This window comes from Caballeronia sp. AZ10_KS36 (assembly GCF_023631105.1).
Taxonomy (GTDB): Bacteria; Pseudomonadota; Gammaproteobacteria; order Burkholderiales; family Burkholderiaceae; genus Caballeronia.
The window spans coordinates 157,984-178,609 of sequence record NZ_JALQDQ010000040.1 but is presented as its reverse complement, the minus strand read 5'-3'; the positions used below and the strand labels follow the sequence as shown (position 1 = coordinate 178,609).

At 63.1% G+C, this 20,626-nt stretch carries 17 protein-coding genes; 11 read left to right on the top strand and 6 right to left on the bottom strand.

Going from position 1 to position 20,626, the window contains the following annotated elements; genetic code table 11:
* Positions 1-47: 47 nt before the first annotated feature.
* From NCR35_RS26290 to NCR35_RS26265, 6 genes are all read left to right on the top strand, one after another.
* A complete protein-coding gene (locus NCR35_RS26290; RefSeq protein WP_250536851.1) occupies positions 48-1,985 on the top strand; it encodes a sigma-54-dependent Fis family transcriptional regulator in 1,938 nt (645 codons plus the stop codon).
* 147 nt (positions 1,986-2,132) lie between these two features.
* Positions 2,133-2,207 (top strand): pyrroloquinoline quinone precursor peptide PqqA, encoded by a 75-nt coding sequence (pqqA, locus tag NCR35_RS26285; protein ID WP_157695699.1) that lies wholly within the window; start codon positions 2,133-2,135, stop codon positions 2,205-2,207.
* Between the two features lie 383 nt (positions 2,208-2,590).
* The gene (locus tag NCR35_RS26280; protein WP_250536850.1) at positions 2,591-4,330 is read left to right on the top strand and encodes a methanol/ethanol family PQQ-dependent dehydrogenase; all 1,740 of its coding nucleotides are present in this window, start codon (positions 2,591-2,593) and stop codon (positions 4,328-4,330) included.
* 85 nt (positions 4,331-4,415) lie between these two features.
* Positions 4,416-5,627 (top strand): c-type cytochrome, encoded by a 1,212-nt coding sequence (locus NCR35_RS26275; RefSeq protein WP_250536849.1) that lies wholly within the window; start codon positions 4,416-4,418, stop codon positions 5,625-5,627.
* Between the two features lie 480 nt (positions 5,628-6,107).
* Positions 6,108-7,628 carry an aldehyde dehydrogenase gene (adh, locus tag NCR35_RS26270; RefSeq protein WP_250536983.1) on the top strand — a complete coding sequence of 507 codons (1,521 nt, stop codon included), beginning with the start codon at positions 6,108-6,110 and terminating at the stop codon, positions 7,626-7,628.
* An 84-nt stretch (positions 7,629-7,712) separates the two neighbouring features.
* On the top strand, positions 7,713-8,102 hold the full coding sequence (locus NCR35_RS26265; RefSeq protein ID WP_250536848.1) for a DUF779 domain-containing protein: 390 nt from the start codon (positions 7,713-7,715) through the stop codon (positions 8,100-8,102).
* 37 nt (positions 8,103-8,139) lie between these two features.
* Here the strand turns inward: NCR35_RS26265 and NCR35_RS26260 are convergent, their stop codons facing one another.
* Positions 8,140-9,471 (bottom strand): LLM class flavin-dependent oxidoreductase, encoded by a 1,332-nt coding sequence (locus NCR35_RS26260; protein ID WP_250536847.1) that lies wholly within the window; start codon positions 9,469-9,471, stop codon positions 8,140-8,142.
* Positions 9,472-9,708: 237 nt separating this feature from the next.
* Here NCR35_RS26260 and tauA point away from each other — a divergent pair, with 237 nt between their 5' ends.
* The 4 genes from tauA to NCR35_RS26240 all read left to right on the top strand — a co-directional run bounded on the left by tauA (position 9,709) and on the right by NCR35_RS26240 (position 13,576).
* The gene (gene tauA, locus NCR35_RS26255; protein WP_250536982.1) at positions 9,709-10,734 is read left to right on the top strand and encodes a taurine ABC transporter substrate-binding protein; all 1,026 of its coding nucleotides are present in this window, start codon (positions 9,709-9,711) and stop codon (positions 10,732-10,734) included.
* Positions 10,731-11,510, top strand: coding sequence for a taurine ABC transporter ATP-binding protein (locus NCR35_RS26250; protein ID WP_250536846.1), 780 nt, complete (start codon positions 10,731-10,733; stop codon positions 11,508-11,510). The genes tauA and NCR35_RS26250 overlap by 4 nt, the downstream gene beginning before the upstream one ends.
* Positions 11,507-12,382, top strand: a complete 876-nt coding sequence (locus NCR35_RS26245) for an ABC transporter permease subunit (protein ID WP_250536845.1) — start codon at positions 11,507-11,509, stop codon at positions 12,380-12,382. The genes NCR35_RS26250 and NCR35_RS26245 overlap by 4 nt, the downstream gene beginning before the upstream one ends.
* A gap of 93 nt (positions 12,383-12,475) precedes the next feature.
* Complete coding sequence (locus NCR35_RS26240; protein WP_250536844.1) at positions 12,476-13,576, top strand: helix-turn-helix transcriptional regulator; 1,101 nt, start codon at positions 12,476-12,478, stop codon at positions 13,574-13,576.
* On the opposite strand, the gene NCR35_RS26235 is transcribed toward NCR35_RS26240, so the two are convergent.
* The 4 genes from NCR35_RS26235 to NCR35_RS26220 form a co-directional block, all read right to left on the bottom strand.
* Complete coding sequence (locus NCR35_RS26235; protein ID WP_250536843.1) at positions 13,536-14,714, bottom strand: epoxide hydrolase family protein; 1,179 nt, start codon at positions 14,712-14,714, stop codon at positions 13,536-13,538. The two genes, NCR35_RS26240 and NCR35_RS26235, sit on opposite strands and share 41 nt — an antisense overlap.
* Before the next feature lie 196 nt (positions 14,715-14,910).
* The gene (locus NCR35_RS26230; protein WP_250536842.1) at positions 14,911-15,927 is read right to left on the bottom strand and encodes an aldo/keto reductase; all 1,017 of its coding nucleotides are present in this window, start codon (positions 15,925-15,927) and stop codon (positions 14,911-14,913) included.
* Positions 15,928-15,962: 35 nt separating this feature from the next.
* Positions 15,963-17,210 (bottom strand): ABC transporter substrate-binding protein, encoded by a 1,248-nt coding sequence (locus tag NCR35_RS26225; protein ID WP_250536841.1) that lies wholly within the window; start codon positions 17,208-17,210, stop codon positions 15,963-15,965.
* An 80-nt stretch (positions 17,211-17,290) separates the two neighbouring features.
* Positions 17,291-18,535, bottom strand: a complete 1,245-nt coding sequence (locus tag NCR35_RS26220; protein ID WP_250536840.1) for a DUF1479 domain-containing protein — start codon at positions 18,533-18,535, stop codon at positions 17,291-17,293.
* Positions 18,536-18,628: 93 nt separating this feature from the next.
* On the opposite strand from NCR35_RS26220, the gene NCR35_RS26215 reads away from it, so the two are divergent.
* Positions 18,629-19,597 (top strand): helix-turn-helix domain-containing protein, encoded by a 969-nt coding sequence (locus NCR35_RS26215; RefSeq protein WP_250536839.1) that lies wholly within the window; start codon positions 18,629-18,631, stop codon positions 19,595-19,597.
* Positions 19,598-19,608: 11 nt separating this feature from the next.
* Here NCR35_RS26215 and NCR35_RS26210 read toward each other — a convergent pair whose 3' ends face one another.
* Positions 19,609-20,604 carry a LysR family transcriptional regulator gene (locus tag NCR35_RS26210; RefSeq protein WP_250536838.1) on the bottom strand — a complete coding sequence of 332 codons (996 nt, stop codon included), beginning with the start codon at positions 20,602-20,604 and terminating at the stop codon, positions 19,609-19,611.
* Between the last annotated feature and the right edge of the window lie 22 nt (positions 20,605-20,626).

Below are 20,626 nucleotides of genomic sequence, written 5' to 3'. Positions count from 1 at the left end.
GCCACACTATCCGGCGAATCGACCGGCACTTGCACAAGGAGGAGACGATGCAAGACGAGATCCGCGAGATTGCGGGCATCCCCGATGAAAGGGAAAACGGTTGGCTCATCCCGGCGATCCGCAACGCCCATCAGCGATCGGAGACGTTCGGCCTCCACGCTTCCACGCGCCCCGACTACGACGTCCTCACCCGCGCCGACCTGCTGCTCAAGCTCGAGCAGAACCGCGTGCTATGCGCGCACGCGACGCCGGTTATGGAAAGCCTGCGTGAGCAGATCGTCAATACGCAAAGCATGATCGTTCTCACGGACGCGCAAGGCTTGATCCTGCACTCCACGGGTGACGACGACTTCCTCGCGCGCGCCGAAAAGGTCGCGCTGAGAGCGGGAGCAAACTGGGCGGAGGAACGACAAGGCACGAATGCAATCGGCACCGCGATCGCCGAACGCTCGGCCACGGTCGTGCATGGCGACCAGCACTATCTCGCGGCCAACCGTTTTCTCACCTGTTCGAGCGTGCCGATCCTCGATCCATACGGTGATCTGATCGGCGTGCTCGACGTAACGGGCGATCATCGCAGCTATCATCGTCACACGATGGCGCTCGCGCGCATGTCGGTGCAGATGATCGAAAACCACCTGTTTTCCAGCACTTTTCAGGGCATGATGCAGATTTCCTTCCATGGCCGGCCCGAATTTCTCGGCACGCTCATGGAAGGCATCATGGCGTTCAGCTTCGATGGCCGCTTCCTGTCGGCCAATCGCAGCGCACAATTCCAGTTCGGCCTGCCGCTGTCGGCGTTGCGCGCGCATACGCTTTCGTCGCTCTTCGGCCTGACGAGCGCGCAATTGATCGATCGTTCGCAAACGAGCCGCGCGCCGCACATTTCGCTCAACCTGAACAACGGCACCGTCGTCTGCGCGCGCGTGCGCCTCGACCGCGCGCCCTTCGCCGACGCGACGACGCCCGCCGCACGGCCTGCCCCGCGCGCGTTGGCCCCTTGTGAGCCGTCGTCCAGGCTCGCATCGCTCGAGACGGGCGATGCCAGAATCTCGGCCGTGATCGGCAAGGTGCGCAAGGTCATCGGCAAGGGTATCCCCATCCTCATCACCGGCGAAACGGGCACGGGCAAGGAACTCCTCGCGCAAGCCATTCACAGTGATTCGCCGCGTCGCGGGGGGCCGTTTATCGCGGTGAACTGCGCATCGATCCCGGAAAACCTGATCGAATCCGAGCTGTTCGGGTACGAGGAAGGCGCATTCACGGGCGCGCGGCGCAAAGGCGCGGCGGGCAAAGTGCTTCAGGCGAACGGCGGCACGCTTTTCCTCGATGAAATCGGCGACATGCCTTACCACTTGCAGGTGCGGCTCCTTCGCGTGCTCCAGGAGCGCGTGATCGATCCGCTCGGCTCGAGCAAGTCCATACCGGTGGACGTGGCGATCATTTGCGCAACGCACCGTAATCTGCGCGAGATGATCGCTCAGAACGCGTTCCGCGAAGACCTCTACTACCGGATCAACGGGCTCGTGGTCAAGCTGCCGCCCTTGCGCGAACGCACAGACCTCGCCGTGGTCATCACGAACATGATGCGGACGTTGAGCGCCGAAGAAGCATGCAACACGCGTCTGTCCATCGATGACGACGTCATGGCATTGTTCGAGCGTTATGCCTGGCCGGGAAACTTCAGGCAGTTGTGCAACGTGTTGCGCACCGCCGCCGCAATGGTCGACGACGATGGCTGCATCCGCCGCGAGCATCTTCCCGAAGACTTCTTCGATGACCCGCGCGTCCCTACGCCAGCGGTCAGTGAAGCAAGCGTTTCATCGGCATTGGATGGTGAACGGCTCGAGGAAGTCACCGTGGCCGTCATTGCGGCGGCGCTCGCGCGTCATCATGGCAATGTGTCGGCCGCCGCCCGCGCGCTCGGGATCTCACGGAACACGATCTATCGCAAGATGCCCGGCTGTTCATCCATGGAGCAGTGAACTGTTGCCCGGGTGTTGCACTTTGGAGCACTCCGGTGCCGGAGCGTGCTGCGCGCGATCTCTTTGTCGAAGGCATGGACCTTGCACCTGTGAGCGCCGGTTGCGAACGGTTCGCGACCGCTGCCACGCATCATTCAAGGAGACGCCATGCAATGGACTAAGCCCGCCTTCACCGATCTGCGCTTCGGCTTCGAAATCACGATGTATATCGCCACACGCTGAAGCCTCAATAAGCATATGTCCGGCTCGGAGCGGTATCGATCCGGACATATGCTCCTCCTCCACTATTCTCTCCACATTATGTAGGACTCCGAAGTCCACAGCGACCCTGCGATGCGACGCGCCTTGTATCGACTGATCTCGCCACTGCCCCATCCGGCAACACTCGACGTCCCACTACTCCACATTGCAACACCCGTGCATCCATCCGCTGCGGCATGAGCTCGAGTTGCATCGACCGCCGCGTCAGCGTGGGGCAAGCCTGGCAGGCGCTTCCTTGATGAATGGCACGTGAGTTGCCTTGACGATGCGGCAACCGTTTCGCATGTCTATCGTTATCGGACACGCAAGAGAGAAGACGTTGCATTCATATCCAGGAGACGACGATGAAGATTCGACCAGTCCCGGCGATGCGCTTGGCGGCCCTTGCAGCAGGCGCCGCGCTGACATTCGCTTTTGCACAGCATCAGGCCATCGCGGCGGATGGCACGCCGGCGCAATACTCCGATGTCACTTATGAACGCCTGATAAGCGCGCAGGACGACCCGGGCTGGCTCACCTACTACCGCACCTACAACGGTCATGCTCACTCTCCGCTCAAGCAGATCGACACGCGCAACGTCAAGGACCTGAAGCAGGCATGGAGCTACAAGTTTCCCGCTGAGCTGCAGCAGGGTTTCGAAGCGACGCCCATCGTCAACGGGCGCTTTATGTTCGTGACGACGCCCAAGGACAACGTCTACGCATTCGATGCCGCGACGGGCAAGCAGCTCTGGAAGTACGAGCCGCAACTCGACGCAAAGTCGTTCAAGACGGCCTGTTGCGATGTCGTGAATCGCGGGGTCGCGCTCTACGGAAAGAACGTCTACGTCGCGATGCTGAACGGCGAAGTGGCCGCGCTCGATGCACAAACCGGCGCACTCGTATGGAAGAAGGCCATGTTCGATCCGGGCATGGGCTACGCATTCTCGCTTGCCCCGCTCGCCCTCGACGGCGCACTCGTCGTCGGCAGTTCGGGCGGCGAGTACGGCGCGCGCGGCTTCATCGCAGCGCTCGATCCCAACGATGGCAAGTTGCTGTGGAAGCGCTTCACGGTGCCCGGCGCGAAGGAGCCGGGCGGCGACACGTGGCCCGATGGCATGCAGGAACATGGCGGCGCGCCCGCATGGCTCACCGGCACCTACGACGCGGCAAGCAAGACGCTCTACTGGGGCGTGGGCAATCCCGGGCCGTGGCTTGCCGACCTGCGGCCCGGCGATAACCTGTATTCGGATTCGCTGCTCGCGCTCGATCCGAAGACGGGCGATCTCAAGTGGCATTATCAGTACACGACGCATGACACGTGGGACTACGACGGCGTGAACACGCCGGTGCTCGCCAACGTCAAGTATCAGGGCAAGGACTACGACGCGATCATTCATGCGGACCGCAACGGCTTCTTCCATGCCATCGATCGCAGCAACGGCAAGCTGATCTACGCGCGGCCGTTCGTGAAGGCTACGTCGGTCACGGGCTACACCGCCGATGGCAAACCGGTGCAGGATGCCGCGAAATACCCGAAAACAGGCACGACCATCGAGACGTGTCCCAGCTTCCTTGGTGGCAAGAACTGGTGGTCCGTGTCGTACGATCCCGAGACACACCTTGCCATCGTGCCCGCGCTGCATGCGTGCATGTCCTTGTCCGGCAAGTCGGTGAATTACATGGAAGGCCTGCCTTATCTCGGAGAAGGCTTCGAGATCAAGCCCGAGCCTGGCAGCAAGGGCTATGGCGAACTGCAGGCGATCGACGTCGATACCGGCAAGAAGAAGTGGAGCTATTGGACCAAGCTGCCATGGAACGGCGGCGTCGCGACCACGGCGGGCGGCCTTGCGTTCAGCGGCTCGCTCGACGGCCACTTGCTTGCGTTTGATGAAAAGACGGGCAAGGTTCTTTGGAAGAGCCCGAAGCTCGCGAGCGGCATCATCGCGCAGCCTTCGGTGTATGAGATCGACGGCAAGGAATATGTCGCCATTCTTGCGGGCTACGGCGGCGCCAATCCGATCTGGGGCGGTCCCATGGCCAAGGTCGCCGACAAGGTGCCGCGCGGCGGCACGCTCTATGTGTTCGCGCTCAATCGTACGTGAACCGCACCTGAACCGCAGATCGGACCGCAGGGCGCAACGTCTTTCGCGCGCTCTGCGGCGCTCTCCTACCACCGGACGTCTGGCCATGACTCATTCACTCCACACCTTTCGCGCGGCGGGGATGCTCGCGGCATTCATCGCGCTCGCTCCTTCCGTGTCCCATGCCACGGTAAAAATCTGCACGTTTCCCGGTAGTCCGTCGGCGTCTCTGGATCGCGCCGTCGCACAAGCAGTCTTCGCGCGCGCCAACATTCCGATCGAGTTCGTGCACGGTATCGGCGAAGGCGATGACGACGGCGTTTCGCTCAGGGAACTCGACAAGCTGCTCACTCGCGATTGCGACGTGATCGCAGGCTTTCCGCGTTCCACGGTCGCCGATGCGTCCGGCGGCAAAATGCGCTTTTCCAGCGGTTATCTGCGCGCGGGATACGTGAGCGTCGAGGCGCCCGGCACCGTGTTGCAGGGCGCAGCGAAGCGCACCGTCGCTGCCACCTATGCGAGTCCAGCGCAACTTATCGCCGTGCAGCAGAAGGGCGTGACGCTCGACCTCGAGAATAGCTGCGCGTCGACGGTCGACGCAGTGGCGACCGGACGCGCGCGCAAGGCCATCGTGTGGTATCCCGCCGTCGTCGCTTATGGCCTGATGCATCCGCAGCGCAGCTTCGATATCGCGCTCGCCGACTCGCCGTATGCGGAATGGCAGCTCTCTTTCGCGTTCGGCGCCAGGGCCGCTGCATCGCGCCCGCTCATCGACGAAACGCTCTCGGCCATGCGCAAGGATGGCGAGCTTCTGGCGCTGACGAAGCAGTGGACCTTGCCCGCGCGAACGACATCGACCGGTTATCTCGACACGCCGTCGACGGCATCGCCCTTGTTCTCGGGGATCATGCTCGCGGACGCGAACGCCTCGCGCATGGGCCGCAACATCAAGGTGTCGAACGAAGTCGGCGCAGAGCCGCCATCGTTCGAACAGGCCCAGATCTCGCATGGAAAGACGCTATATGGAAGCTCGTGCGCGAAGTGCCACGGCGCGCAGCTCCAGGGTGTGACGGCGCCCGCATTGCAGAGGCCGTCGTTTGCACCGGCGGCGAATTCGCATCTGACGGTCGGCGGAATATTCACCTACATGGCGACCAACATGCCCGCCGATCGCCCGGGCAAGATGAAGGACCAGGACTATGCGGACATCATGGCGTTCCTGCTCATGTCGAACGGATACAAGCCAGGCCCGACCAAAATGACCGCCGACATTGCCCGTGCCTCGAAGCTGCCGCTTAACGCGGGGCCTGGTCATTGATTCGGTCTCGGCGGACGTCCACCGCGCGCCTTCGACCTCGAAGGGGCGCGGTGAATCCATAGTGCTTGCAGCCACGCGGCTACGGTCCGTGAGCTGCCCTCATACTGTTCCCACACCGCCTGCGCTCTGTTCCATCGACTCCGCGATCGGCGCCGCGAATGCGGCAAGGCGTGTGACCAGGCGGCAGGCAAGTGCCTGGCTCAACGCCGGTACGCCCCACTCATCCATCGCATCGGCGCTACGCGCCCGCTCTAAGCGTTCTCGCGAAGACCCCAATTCACGAGTGCTACAGCACGATACACCTGTCGCGAATATGAACAGCCGCCGCCTGCGCCCGCAACGCACGGTCTCGCCTAAACCCACGCTGCGCATGACGATGCCGTGCACGAGCTCAATGGCATGGAACTCGCAATGTACTCGCAGCGGCGGCGCGCATCGCCAGCGCCGGACCGCTTCTATCGACATGCGAGGAGCACACAGATGAACCATGCGGAGATGCAGTTCCTGAGCACCGACTATCCGTACAAGAAGCAGTATGGAAACTTCATCGGCGGCAAGTGGGTGCCGCCCGTCGGCGGCGAATACTTCGACGACATCTCGCCTATCACCGGCGAGCCGTTCACCTCCATTCCACGTTCGCGCGAAGCGGACATCGAAGCCGCCCTCGATGCGGCTCATGCCGCGAAGGCATCGTGGGGCAAGACGTCCACAACGGACCGGGCCAATCTGCTGATGAAGATAGCGGATCGCATGGAAGCGAACCTCGCGCGGCTCGCGGTAGCCGAATCGATCGACAACGGCAAGCCGCTGCGCGAGACGATGGCGGCCGATATCCCGCTCGCCATCGATCACTTCCGCTACTTCGCGAGCGCCGCACGCGCACAGGAGGGCTCCATCTCACAGATCGACGAGGACACCGTCGCGTATCACTTCCATGAGCCGCTCGGCGTCGTCGGTCAGATCATCCCGTGGAACTTCCCCATCTTGATGGCTGTATGGAAGCTCGCGCCCGCGCTTGCGGCCGGGAACTGCGTGGTGCTGAAGCCCGCGGAACAGACGCCCGCGTCGCTGCTCGTGCTGCTCGAGGTCATCCAGGACCTGTTGCCGCCGGGCGTGGTGAATGTGGTCAACGGCTTCGGGCTCGAAGCTGGCAAACCGCTCGCATCGAACAAGCGCATCGCAAAGATCGCGTTCACCGGCGAGACGACGACAGGGCGCCTCATCATGCAGTACGCCAGCCAGAACCTGATACCCGTGACACTGGAACTCGGCGGCAAGAGTCCGAACATCTTCTTCGCAGACGTGCTGAACGCAGACGACAGCTTCTTCGACAAGGCGCTCGAAGGCTTCGCCATGTTCGCGCTCAACCAGGGCGAAGTGTGTACGTGCCCATCGCGTGCGCTGATCGAAGAGTCCATCTACGAGCGCTTCATGGAGCGCGCGCTCAAGCGTGTCGCGGCAATCACGCAAGGGCATCCGCTCGATACGAAGACGATGATCGGTGCGCAAGCCTCGCAGGAGCAGCTCGAAAAGATTCTGGCTTACATCGACCTCGGCAAGCAGGAAGGCGCGGACTGTCTCATCGGCGGCGAACGCAATGCGCTCGAAGGCGAGCTTGCCAAAGGCTTCTACGTGAAGCCGACAGTATTTCGCGGCCACAACAAGATGCGCATCTTCCAGGAAGAGATCTTCGGACCGGTGCTTTCGGTGACGACATTCAAAAACGAAGAAGAGGCGCTCGCCATTGCGAACGACACGCTCTATGGCCTCGGAGCAGGCGTCTGGACGCGCGACGGCACGCGGGCGTATCGCTTCGGGCGCGCAATCCAGGCGGGCCGCGTATGGACCAACTGCTATCACGCGTATCCGGCGCACGCGGCGTTCGGCGGCTACAAGCAATCGGGCATCGGACGCGAGAACCACAAGATGATGCTCGATCACTACCAGCAGACGAAGAACCTGCTCGTGAGCTATAGCGAAAAGCCGCTTGGTTTCTTCTAACTTTCGAGCGCGCGGAGCCGCCGCATCGAGCTATCGAGCTATCAAGCTATTGAGCGGCGACTCCTCGCGCACAAAGAGGACGACATGGACGAAGCAGCAGTGCAGCGCGTCGTCGCGACCCCGGCGGCGATAGCGTTGATCGAAAAGCTCAAGGCCGAGCATGGCGCCATGCTCTTTCATCAATCGGGAGGCTGTTGCGACGGCAGCGCGCCGATGTTGTTTCCGGTCGACGAGTTTATCGTCGGGGCCTCCGACGTCAAGCTCGGTGAACTCGCCGGCGTATCGTTCTACATGAGCGAATCCCAGTTCGAATACTGGCAGCACACGCAACTCATCATCGACTGTGTGCCGGGCAATGGCGGCATGTTCTCTCTGGAACGTCCGACCGGCCTGCGCTTTCTCACGCGGTCACGGCTGTTCAGTGATGCGCAACACGCGTGGCTCAGCACGCATCCGGTCGAACACGCGGGATAGGCACAGCCTGCTTGTCCCGCGCGTGCGCACGGCCGACCTACGGCGCGTCGAAGAACCGATTCACAGGCCTCGGCAGGCCGAGATGCTCTCGCAGAGTCGTTCCTTCGTAGGCGCGCCGGAAGATGCCGCGCCGCTGCAACTCCGGCACCACCTTCGTGGCGAAGTCATCGAGTCCGGCGGGCAAGGTCGGGAACATGACGTTGAAGCCGTCGCTGCCCTCCTCGACGAGCCACTGTTCCATCTCGTCGGCGATATCCGTCGCGGTGCCGACCATCTGCAAGCCCGAATAGCCGCCTACGCGTCGCGCGAGTTCACGAACGGTCAGCCCCTCGGCGCGAGCCATGTCGATGACGCGTTCCCGCGCGCTACGGCTCGCGTTGGTCTCGGGGATTTCGGGCAAAGGGCCATCGGGATCGAACGACGATACATCGTGTCCCAGCGCGATCGACAGCGAAGCGAAGCCGCTGTCGTCATGCACGAAGGTATCGAGCAACGCGCGCTTTTCCTGCGCTTCGTCTCGCGAATCGCCGACCACGACGAACGCGCCCGGCAGAATCTTCAGATGGTCTCGCGCGCGGCCGGCGCGCTCCACGCGGCCTTTGACATCGGCATAGAAACGCTTGCCCGCTGCGAGGTTCGGCTGCGCGGTGAACACGGCGTCGGCGGTTTCGGCGGCCAACTGCTTGCCTGCTTCCGATGACCCGGCCTGCACCACGACCGGCCAGCCCTGCACCGGCCGCGCGATGTTGAGCGGCCCGCGCACCGACAGATACGGTCCTTTGTGGTCCAGCACGTGCAGCTTCTCGGGGTCGAAGAAAAGGCCGCTTTCGGTATCGCGCACGAACGCGTCGTCGGCCCAGCTATCCCAGAGGCCCGTGACGACATCGTAGAACTCGCGCGCGCGCCGATAGCGCTCGTCGTGTTCCATATGTTCTTCGCGGCCGAAGTTGCGCGCCGCATCGGGATTGGACGTGGTGACGAGATTCCATCCGGCGCGGCCGTCGCTCAAGTGATCGAGGGACGCGAAACGGCGCGCGATGTGATACGGCTCGTCGAAGGTGGTCGATGCCGTCGCCACCAGCCCGATGCGTTCGGTCACGGCGGCGAGCGCGGAAAGCAGCGTGAACGGTTCGAACGAAGTCGCGGTATGGCTGCGCTTCAACGCATCGACCGGCATGTTGAGCACGGCGAGATGGTCGGCCATGAAGAACGCGTCGAAGCAGGCCGCCTCCAGCGTCTGTACGAAGCGCTTCAAATGACGGAAGTTGAAGTTGGCGTCGGCGTAAGCGCCGGGGTAGCGCCACGCGCCGGTATGCAGGCTGACCGGGCGCATGAACGCGCCGAGATGGAGTTGTCTTGAGTGCGGCATCGCGTGGTTCGGCAGAAAGTGGATTCGCCCACGGTACTGCAACTGGCGAAAACGTGCTCGGATCGGCTGACACTTTGCTCTTCATGTCGCAACGAATATGGCTAGCACAAGAACGGGATGACGCTTATGCCGTCGGCGCTTCGTTGCTATGCATGAAAGATTCGTAGCCTTGGAACGCGAAGTGCCTATAGTCGAAGGCTCATCACATTACTTCATTCCGTCCGCTCCATGACACACATGTTCCATCGTCGCCGGCTGATCGCGACCGCCCTTTCTTTTCTGCTCGCCGCTGCCGCCCTCTCGCCTCTTTCGACGCAAGCCGAGACACGCGAAGTGGTCATCGGCTATCAGGATATGGTCGTGCCCTGGCGCTATGCGCAGGCAAGCGGCGCCGTCGAGAAGGCGACGGGCTACAAAGTGACCTATCGCAAGCTCGGCAGCGGCGCGGACGTGATACGCGCGCTGGCTTCGGGTTCCATACAACTCGGCGAAGCGGGATCGAGTCCCATCGCGGCGGGGCTGTCGCAAGGCGTCGATCTGTCGCTGTTCTGGATTCTCGACAACATCAACGACGCCGAGGCGCTCGTCGCGCGCAACGGCTCGGGCGTGAGCAAGCTCGCCGATCTCAAGGGCAAGACGCTCGGCGTGCCGTATGTGTCGACCTCGCATTTCCATGCGCTCGTCGCATTGCAGCAGGCGGGCGTCGAGCCGTCGGCGGTGAAGATCGTCAACCTGCGTCCGCCCGAAGTGGCGGCCGCGTGGGAGCGCGGCAACATCGACGCGACCTACATCTGGGATCCGGTGCTGGCCCGCGTCAAGCAGAACGGCAAGGTGCTCGTCACGTCGGGCGAAGTCGCGAAGGAGACCGGCAAGGCGACCTTCGACGGCTTCGTCGCGTCGCGCAAGTTCGCACAGGACAACGCCGCGTTCATGACCGGCTTGGTCAAGGTGCTCGCCGATACCGACGCGCAATATCGCGATCACAAGGCCGACTGGAGCGCGGGCTCCGCGCAGGTGAAGGCCGTGGCGGAGGAGTCCGGCGCGAACGCGGCGGACGTGCCCGCGAGCCTCGCGCTCTATGCCTTCCCGACCGCGAGCGAGCAGGCGTCGCCGACCTGGCTCGGCGGCGGGCAACAGTCCGGCGCGGCGAAGTCGCTCGCCGCGACCGCACAGTTTCTTAAGCAGCAGGGCACCATCCAGAACGTGCTGGCCGACTACTCTGCCGGCGTCGATCCACGCTACGCGCAACAGGCCGCGAAATGACGGCGCTCGCCATCCGCAATCTCGGCGTCACTTACGAAGGCGCGAGCACGCCTGCGCTCATGGGCGTCGATCTGCACATCGGCAGCGGCGAGTTCGTCGTGGCGCTCGGCGCATCCGGCTGCGGCAAGACCACGCTGCTCAACTGCCTGGCCGGCTTTATCGATCCGACCGAAGGCGAGGCATCGCTCAATGGCGAGCCAATCATTGGACCGGGCGCGGACCGTGGCGTGGTGTTTCAGAAGCATGCGTTGATGCCGTGGCTCGACGTGCTCGACAACGTGGCGCTCGGCCTGCGTTTTCGCGGCATGAAGCGCGCCGAGCGTCACGAGATCGCGCGGCGCACGCTCGCGCTCGTCGGCCTCGCGCAGCATGAACACGCGAAGGTCTATGCGCTGTCGGGCGGCATGCAGCAACGCGTCGGCATTGCGCGCGCACTGGCAAGCGATCCCGAAGTGCTGCTGATGGATGAACCGATGGGCGCGCTCGACGCGCTCACGCGCGAAAGCGTGCAGGAGCTGATACTCGACGTGTGGGCGCGCACCGGCAAGACCGTGTTTTTCATCACTCATAGCGTCGAAGAGGCGCTCTTTCTCGCGACGCGGCTCGTGCTGATGACGCCCGGCCCGGGACGCATCGAGGAAGTGCACGAGCTGCCTTTCGCGCGCGAGTACGTTCGCAGTCGCGATGCGCGCGCCGTGAAGTCGTCGCCCGCGTTCATCGAATGGCGCGAGCGGCTGACGCGTCGTTTGCATCGAACGGAAAAGGAGGCGGCGTGAACCGGCCCGCTTCGGATACGCCGTTCTCCGGCGCAACGGCGGCGTCGCGTCCGACCCGGCGCGGCGCCCGCGCGAAACGCCGCGCGCGCTATCGCGGCATGCCCGGCGCGGGACCGACAGCGGTGCCGAGCATGCTGTGCGTCGCGGCGCTCGCGCTGCTCTGGTGGTCGGCCACGCATTTAGGGTGGCTGCCGCCGCTCTTCTTGCCTTCTCCGGAAGCGGTATGGCGCGCATTCGTCGACGCCTGGCATGGCCGTCTTCAGGGCGGCCTGCCGCTCTCGGAGCATCTGCTGTGGAGCGCGATCCGCGTGTTCGGCGCGTTCGCGCTGGCGGTCGTCACGGCCGTGCCCGTCGGCATCGCGATGGGCGTGAGCCGCATTGCGCGCGGGGTGCTGGACCCGCCGTTGGAATTTTATCGGCCGCTGCCGCCGCTCGCGTATCTGCCGCTCGTCGTCATCTGGTTTGGCATCGACGAGACCGCGAAGATCGTCGTCATCTGGCTCGCGTGCTTCGCGCCCATCGCGATGGCCGCGCGTGCCGGCGTGCGCAGCGCGAGCGCCGAGCAGGTCAACGCGGCGTGGTCGCTCGGCGCGAACTTCCGGCAGGTGGTGTGGCACGTCGTATTGCCCGCGGCGCTGCCTGAAATACTGACGGGCTTGCGCATTGCCGTGGGCTTCGGCTGGACGACGCTCGTTGCGGCCGAGATGGTCGCCGCCACGGCCGGCCTCGGCCAGATGGTGCTCAATGCGTCGAGCTTTCTGCGCACGGACGTGGTCGTCATGGGGATCATGCTGATCGGAGCGATTGCGTGGATCTTCGACTACGGCATGCGCGCGCTGGAACGGCGGCTCGTGCCGTGGAAGGGACGTTGAAGGGTCTCGCCCGCAGGCGCATGCGGCGGTCGCGCATGCCGAAGCGGCACGCGTGTTGCTACCCGGCGATGCAGAAAGCCGCTGGAGGTCGCCATGAAACGCGTATCGGCGCAGGAGGAGCTTCAAAGCAGCGCCCGCTCGATCGTGCAACCATTGGCCGCGAGACTGGGCGCGCGAAGCTGTCTGTATTTCGAACTCGGTGCAACGCCAGCCAAAGACCTGACGATCTCGGTCCGGTATCGTCCGCCCGAAGAGGTCGTGCTGTCGGAATATGGCGAACGGTTCTATGAAGACGATCCGTTGACGCGGCCCTTCCGCTCGTGGCTGCAAGGAGAAGGGACAACGGTTCCCGAACCGCTTGTCGTCGCACTGCGCGAACTGCCGCAACGTGCGAAGACAAGCTACGAGACGCGCTTTCTCCACCGCGCACGAATCTACGACGTCATTGGTCTGGGGATACCGATGTCGCTTGCTGGCGCACGCAAGGTCTTTTGCTTCGGCATGCATAGACGTGCGACGGAACCGTGGTTCACTGCGTCCGAAGCGAAGACGCTGCGGCGCGCCGCGACCGCGCTGCGCGTGAACGCAGAGAACCTCGCGCTTCGCGAGCAACTCGCACTGCGCGACCGGGTTACGGATGCGTTTTCGCACAGCGGCTCGTACAGCTGGATACTGTTCGACTCGCACTTGCGCGTGCGTGACATGAGAGGAGACGCGCTAGGCCGGCCAGGCGCGCGTTCAACGATGGTCGAGCGCATACGAGCGCAGCTCGAAGCATGTCGCTGCGCCAGGAACAGCCATACGCGTTCGATCAGCCTGCGCGTATACTCAGGCGTGGAAGAAGATGCTGCCGCAACGCTTGCCGCCCGGGAAATCGCGGGCGAAGGAGGCGAGCGATGGTGGCTCGTCCACACCGACACGGCCCCCCGCTCGATCACAAGCAGCGGCTTCGATTCATTCTTCGACGCCGCAGGACTCACAGCGCGCGAGCGAGAAGTAGCTCGCGTAGTCGCCGAGGGCGCAAGTAATGCGGCCGTCGCGAGAGCCCTCGGCATCTCGGTGCTCACCGTTGAGAACCACCTGCGATCGGTGTACGGCAAACTCGGCGTTTCGAGCCGCCTGCAAATGCTTCGCGCGATGCACGATGCCTCCTCTACCTCAACTCCCGAGCGAAGCCACGCAAGTCGTCAATGAGTGCATCGGGGTCCTCGTTGAACGGAAAGTGTCCGCCCGTCGGCATGGTCGTGTAGCGCACGACCGAGTGCGACAGACCAGCGACTTCGCGTGGCGGCATGGGGAATACGGGATCGCGATACGCCGCGAGTGCGACGGGCACCTCGATGGATCGTCCTCGCGGAAGCGTTTGATACCCTTCCAGACCTTCCGCGACGTAGATCCATGTCGAAGGCCCGAAACTGTCCGTGACCAGGTAAAGCATGATCTCGGTGAGGAGCCGGTCCATTGATATTGCGTCGCCGAATGATCGTTGCGACAGATCCGACCATGCGTGAAACGCTTCTGCAATCCATGCGGCGACTCCGACCGGGCTGTCGAACATCGAATACGCCAGCTTGAGCGGCTTCGTTGCCTGAATCCGCGCATAGGCGCTCTCGTTCTTCCACAACTCGGCTTCGCGCGCGGCGAACGAGCGTTCGTCAGCATCGGCATTCTCACTCACAGCACCCGTGCGAGGCGCGGCGCCGTGATGACGCACGCTCTGCATCGTCAGATGGAGCCCACGAATATTCGCGCGATGATGGAACCCGAGCATCTCCGCGATGGCACTGCCCCAATCGCCGCCGTGGACCAGGTACTCGTCGTAGCCGAGCGTTCGCGTCATCAGCTCGTTGAAAAGCGACGCAATGCGTCGCGGGCCGATCGGCGTTGCCGGTGGCGGCGAAAAGTCATAGCCGGGCAGAGAGGGAATGACAACGCTGAAAGCGTCTTCTTCGCGACCGCCGAAGCGCTCGGGGTGGGCAAGCGGCTCTAGCAAGTGAAGATAGCTTGCGAACGTGTAGGGCCAGCCGTGGATGAGCAAGAGCGGGCGCGGCCGCGCTCCGGAACCTCGCTCGTGAACGAAGTGGAGTTCCTGACCGTCGATATTCGTCAGAAAATGTTCGGCGGCGTTGATGTTTCGCTCGGCCTCCCGCCATTCGTATTCGGTTAGCCAGTACTCGCACAATGTGCGCATCCATGCAGCCGGTGGTCCATACCGCCAATCGGTGGCGTCGCGCGGCTCGGCAAATCGGGACCATCGATAAGACTGTATGCGTTCCCGGATGCGGGAGAGGTCTTCGTCCGGAACGTGGACGCGAAACGGAGTCAACGACATGATGGCGTCTCCATGATTGCGACACTTCATCATGGCCGGATGAGCCGAACCTGTCATGACGGAATTCCGTCATCCTTCGATTGCGGAAGGCTTCTCTCCATACCGCCTCGTGCGCAAGCGGAATCGCAAGCACAGCCTCAGGCAAGCGCCCGATCACAACCGACGCGCCTCTCCGATTGCGCACGAACCTCGACTGCTATCGCGGCGTCGGCGCATCCTGCCGGATCAACTCACGACGTTTCAACTCGGCCCAGAATTCCGCCGGTATCTCGGTGCGGAAGGTCCGCAGGTTGTCTTCGAGTTGCGCGACCGTGCGCACTCCCGGGATGCTGGTCGGGATCGCGGGATGGCCAAGGACGAATTGCAGTGCAGCGGCCTTGAGCGGCACCGAGAAGTCCCGGCATACCTGCTCCATTTTGCGTACGCGCTCCAGAATGGCTTCGGGCGCGGGCGCGTAGTTGTATTTCGCGCCGGGAATCGCGCCCGTGGCGAGTATGCCGCTGTTGAAGCCGCCGCCGAGAACGACCGACACCTGTCTTGCTTCACACAGCGGCAGAAAGCCGTCCAGCGCGTCCTGCTCCAGCAGCGTGTAGCGGCCCGCCAGCAGCAGGCAGTCGAAGTCCTGCCTGCGGATCGCTTCGTGAGCCACCTGCCACTCGTTGACGCCCAGCCCGACCGCCTTCACGACGCCTTCGTCGCGCAGCTTCAGCAATGCTTTCGATGCGCCCGCCATCGCCGCTTCGAACATCTGCGGCTGGCGCTCGCCGTGCGTGAACACGTCGATGTCGTGGATCAACGCAATATCGATGTGCTCCAGCGCCAGGCGTTGCAGACTGTCTTCGATAGAACGCATCGTGCCGTCGTAGCTGTAGTCGAAAGCGAGCTCGAACGGCAGCCCGTCGACCCACGGTGCGAAGTCGATGTCGGCGCGCTTGCCCGGCTTGAGCAGCCGCCCGACCTTCGTCGATAGCACGAACTGATCGCGCGGATACCAGCGTAGCGCCTGCCCGCAGCGCGCTTCGCTCAGGCCGTGTCCGTACATCGGCGCAGTGTCGAAGTAGCGTACGCCCGCGTCCCACGCTGCCTTGATCAAAGCCGCCGAATCCTCTTCGCTGATCGGCCTGAAGATGTTGCCTATCGGCGCGGCGCCGAAGCCCATCACCGTTGTTTCAAGCCCTGAACGCGGCCATTTTCGTTTGGCGACTGGATCCAAGTCTGTCTCCTGTTGTGAGTGAGATTGCGCGTCGCTTACTTGACCTTTGCAGCAGCCGCGAGCTTGCGCACGCCCTCTTTCGCATCCTCGTTCGAGTTCATGAAGTTCGTCACCACATCGGTGATTGCGCCAGCCGTGACGGGCGACTGAAGTTCGCCGAAAGCGAGCGATGGCAGAAACCCGCCCGTCTTGATCGTCGCCTGCTCGTCTGCGCGGGACTTCTTCGCGCAGTTGTCGAACTTGTCCATCGGCACATCCAGCCTGACAGGAATGGAGCCTTTATAGAGGCTGAATTGCTGCTGGAAATCGACCGACATGATCGTTTTGGCGAGCGCGATCTGCCCCGGTGTCGCATCCTTCTTGCCGTTCTGCTGAAAGAACACGAAGGCATCCGCCGTGTACGTATAGGCGTTCGACGTTCCGGGCGCGGCCGCGCAGACATAATCGACATCCGCCTTCTTGTTCGCATTGGCGAATTCCCCCTTCGCCCAGTCGCCCATGAACTGCATGCCGCCCGAGCCGGAAATGACCATCGCGGTGGCGAGGTTCCAGTCGCGGCCCTGATAGCCCTTGTCGAAGTAAGAGCGGATCTTCTGAACGGTCTCGAACACCTGAATCATTTGCGGCGATGTCAGCGTCTTCGGATCGAGATCGACAAGGGCTTTGCGATAGAAGTCCGCGCCCTGCGACAGCACGACCGTCTCCCAGATCGTCATGTCTTGCCACGGCTGTCCGCCATGCGCCACCGGCGTGATGCCCGCGGCGCGAAACTTGTCGGCGAGCGCGAAGAACTCCGGCCATGTCGTCGGCGGCGTGCCGCCCACTTTGTCGAGGTCCGCCTTGTTGATCCACAGCCAGTTGATCCTGTGAACGGAGAAAGGCGCGGCCACATAGTGACCGCCCGCCTTGATATCGCTATCGATGAGCGCGGGCGTGTGCGCTTTCCATTCCGCCGCAGGGGCATCGACCGTGACGAGCATCCCTTGCTCGGCCCAGTCCTGAATCAGCGGCCCCTTGATCTGCGCGGCCGATGGCGCATTGCCCGAGATCACCTGCGTCTTCAGCGCCGTCATCGCCGCCGCGCCCGCCCCTCCTGCAATCGCGAAGTCTTTCCACTCGTAGCCCTGTTTGCTCATGTCGTCCTTGAGCACGCGAATGGCTTTCGATTCACCGCCCGAGGTCCACCAGTGAAGAACCGAAACCTGTTCCGCAGCGAGAGCAGCATGGGCGCCCGAGACAAGCAGCGCGACAGCCGTCGCAACCGACGTCAGTTGTTGTTTCATTGCAGTCTCCGAATTTATCGTTATGGATCGAGCGACGCATGCGCGGTCGAAAAGACCACGCATGCATGCCGGTACTTCAGCTACAGGTTGAAGCCGAGTTGCGCCTTGCCGAGTGGAGTCAGGTCGTCAGCCGTTGCGCGGCCGATGAAGTCGACTTCGAAATGGTCGGTCGGGAAGTCGGGCGGACTTTCGCCTTTCAGGAAGCTCGGCAACTGGCGCTTCAGATACGCGTCGTTTTTGGCGCACGCCGGCGCCGAGGCGATATACATCACATTGCTATAGCCCGCACCGTTATGCTCGTCTTCGACGGCATGAATGACGTCGCTGTGCCAGAACACGGTGTCGCCCGCTTGCATCCTGGGAATGGACGACAACGCTTCGAACAGCGGCGCATGGAATTCCGGCTTGATCGAGAGCGCGCGACCGGGCATCGCGCCGCAGAGATCATCGTCGGCGACATCGTCCTGAAGCGCGCGCAAGAGGATGTACACCATCGAATTGGCAATGGGCACGAGTTGCAGCGTGCCGTCGCCCGGGCCTTGCGGCGTCAGCGCCGTCCACCCCTGAAACGTGCGGAACATCGAGCAGACGGCGGGCGACGCGATCTCCTGCACCTCCGTGCGAAAAGCCGCGTCGAAGGCATCGTACTCGCGCCAGTTGCCGGAGAACACGTGGCGATACACCTTGCGAAAATTGCTCTCGATCCAGCGTTCGACCGAGCCGCCGTCGCAATGCGCCGACAAGCCGAGCGATGCCGAACCCGGCGGCCGCCGGCGCAGACGGTCGGCGTAGACGGGCACATGTTCCGGATCGAAGTGAACGCGTCCGTCGCTTTCGTTGCGCCAGAGTTTGTTGAGGAAGACGCGCGCGGCCGTCAGCGATTCCGACTGACGCGCCAGCACTTGCGGCTTCGACCAGTACACGCCATAGATCTGCGGCTTGCTGGAAGCAAGTTGTCCGAAGTATTTGTCCTCGGCGCGGTTTTCGAGGCGCTTGTCGAGATCATTGCGTTCGACGTATTGCGCGATATCGTCATCCCATTGCTGCACCTGTGCGCGCGGGAAAACGTTGCGGATCACACATGCGCCGCGCGACTTGACGAGCGCGATCTGTTCGGCCGTCACGCGCTGTTCAGTGATGTCGGAGAACTGAATCTCCGGAATGACGTTTTCTCCGCGATCGCGCTGGGCTGCGATTCGCTTGGCCTCCGCGCCGATCGATTCTTCGACTTCGGCGAAGACCTCCCGGTAGTTCGGCAACGCCGCGCGAAGCTGTTTTTTTGCCTGCCGGATTGCGGCCGGCACGTCGTCGATTATGAGCGCCATGCTTGTCTCCTTGTGAAGCATCGTGGCGATAGCATATGACGCGTATTCGCAACCGGGTGATACTATCCAGTCGAATTATTTGCGCTTTCGGCCATGAAACCTGCATACGAGCATGTCGCATTCGGCGAGGACTCTTCGGTCCGGGTTTACCATCGGCGGCTTCCGCGTATTCCGTTCGAGTGGCATCACCACCCCGAGTACGAGCTGACCCTGACGATGAACAGTCATGGCAAGCGCTACATCGGCGACTCGGTCAACGACTACGGCGCGGAAGATCTCGTCCTCGTGCCGCCGGATTTGCCGCATACGTGGGCGTCCAACCGCTCTATCGAGCCGTCTTCGCCGCAGGTGGCCATCGTTATCTGGTTCGACGGCGACTGGGCGCGGCGCATGGCGGATTGCTGCCGCGAATATGAACCGCTGCGCAGGCTCTTGCGCAGAGCGGCGTGCGGACTGGCATTCGAGCCGCCTGCCGGCGAATGGATGCGCGGCCGTCTGGACGCGTTGCTTTCGAACGTGGCGCGCGAACGCCTGAGCGCGGCGCTCGACATTCTCTGCACGCTCGCCGACGCGCCCGGCCAGCCGCTCGCTTCACCGAGCGCCTTCGATCAGGCGACGACCGGTCCGTCCGGCCATGAACCGGAGCGGATCAACCGCGTGCTTTCGATGATCGATGCGCGTTTTGCCGAACCGCTGCGGCTGTCCGAGCTCTGCGCGGCGGCCAGTTTGTCGGAGCGCACGCTCACGCGGTACTTCGTGCAGCATATTGGCGAAAGCGTCGGACGGTATATCACGCGTGTTCGGATCGGGCACGCGTGCCGGATGCTCGCCGATACGTCGCTGCCCGTGGCCGTTATCGCCGCCCGCTCGGGCTTCGCGAACGTCGCGAATTTCAACCGGCAATTCAAGGCCGCGAGGCACGCGACACCGGCCGAATATCGGCGGCAGTTCGCGGCGGCGGCGCCTGCTCTTAACGACGATGCGGCGTTGCTGACCGAGCGATCGCCTTCGCTCGAACGCGAGCGCAAGTCATCCGGCGAGAGAAAGCGGCGAAGCGCGTGAGACCGAAGCGCCTAGTGTCTCACCTGCGCGGCGTGTTCTTGAGCCATCGGCAGCGCGATGCCGCCTGACGCGTCGCGGTGCATGATCTCGGCAAGCGCGGCTTCATCGCGGGCAATCACGCCGGGAAGATGCGCACGCAGGAAGTCGACCCAGGTCCGCGTCTTCGCATCGATGAATTTGCGCGACGCATAGAGCGCATAGAGATTCGTGGACTGAAGCGTATGCTGCGGCAGTACGCGCACGAGCGAACCGTTGCGCAAGCCGTCGATTGCGGCATAGAGCGGCAGCATGCCGATGCCCATGCCTTCGCGAATAGCCACCACGAGCGACTCCGCGATATTCACCTGCACCGGCCCGCTGATCTGCAAGGTCTCGCGGCCTTGGGGACCTTCGAGCGTCCATTCCCGCGCGGGAAATGCCGGCGTCTGCAAGGTGAGGCAATCGTGGTCCGCAAGATCGGCGGGCTGCACCGGTGCGCCTCGTGCGCGAATGTAGTCGGGCGATGCGCACAGAATGCTGAACGTGCTGCCGAGCCGGTGCGAAATCACTTCCGAATCGGACAGCGCGGCTGCCGAGACTACCGCGACATCGCTGCTGCCTTCGAAGAGATCGGGCATGCGCTGCGACAGCGTCAATTCGACCTTCACGTCCGGATACAGCGCACGGTATTGCGCGATGGCGGGAAGAATATAGTGCTGCCCTACGCTTGCGAAGCTGAACATGCGCAGCGTGCCCGACGGGTGCTCGTGCGCGCAGCTCGCTTCTTCCTCCGCCCCGTCGACGTCCGCGAGAATCTGCACGACGCGCTTCAGATACCGCTCGCCTGCCGATGTCAACGCAAGGCGCCGTGTCGAGCGGTTCATCAAACGGGTGCGCAAGTGCGCTTCGAGTTCCGATACGGCGCGCGACATGGCGCCAGTCGTCGAGTTCATCGACTGCGCGGCGGCCGTGAAGCTGCCGGTCTGGATCACGCGAGCAAATACCCGCATGTTCTGTAGGGTGTCCATCAAAACGTCACAATTGCCGGAA

Bases quoted from the DNA above. Each gene is read 5' to 3' on its own strand.
- NCR35_RS26290 (WP_250536851.1), top strand. From the start codon at position 48: ATGCAAGACGAGATCCGCGAGATTGCGGGCATCCCCGATGAAAGGGAA.
- NCR35_RS26260 (WP_250536847.1), bottom strand. From the start codon at position 9,471: ATGCCGCACTCAAGACAACTCCATCTCGGCGCGTTCATGCGCCCGGTC.
- NCR35_RS26250 (WP_250536846.1), top strand. From the start codon at position 10,731: ATGACGGCGCTCGCCATCCGCAATCTCGGCGTCACTTACGAAGGCGCG.
- adh (WP_250536983.1), top strand. From the start codon at position 6,108: ATGAACCATGCGGAGATGCAGTTCCTGAGCACCGACTATCCGTACAAG.
- NCR35_RS26235 (WP_250536843.1), bottom strand. From the start codon at position 14,714: ATGTCGTTGACTCCGTTTCGCGTCCACGTTCCGGACGAAGACCTCTCC.
- NCR35_RS26240 (WP_250536844.1), top strand. From the start codon at position 12,476: ATGAAACGCGTATCGGCGCAGGAGGAGCTTCAAAGCAGCGCCCGCTCG.
- NCR35_RS26275 (WP_250536849.1), top strand. From the start codon at position 4,416: ATGACTCATTCACTCCACACCTTTCGCGCGGCGGGGATGCTCGCGGCA.
- NCR35_RS26265 (WP_250536848.1), top strand. From the start codon at position 7,713: ATGGACGAAGCAGCAGTGCAGCGCGTCGTCGCGACCCCGGCGGCGATA.
- tauA (WP_250536982.1), top strand. From the start codon at position 9,709: ATGTTCCATCGTCGCCGGCTGATCGCGACCGCCCTTTCTTTTCTGCTC.
- NCR35_RS26215 (WP_250536839.1), top strand. From the start codon at position 18,629: ATGAAACCTGCATACGAGCATGTCGCATTCGGCGAGGACTCTTCGGTC.
- NCR35_RS26220 (WP_250536840.1), bottom strand. From the start codon at position 18,535: ATGGCGCTCATAATCGACGACGTGCCGGCCGCAATCCGGCAGGCAAAA.
- NCR35_RS26210 (WP_250536838.1), bottom strand. From the start codon at position 20,604: ATGGACACCCTACAGAACATGCGGGTATTTGCTCGCGTGATCCAGACC.
- NCR35_RS26225 (WP_250536841.1), bottom strand. From the start codon at position 17,210: ATGAAACAACAACTGACGTCGGTTGCGACGGCTGTCGCGCTGCTTGTC.
- NCR35_RS26280 (WP_250536850.1), top strand. From the start codon at position 2,591: ATGAAGATTCGACCAGTCCCGGCGATGCGCTTGGCGGCCCTTGCAGCA.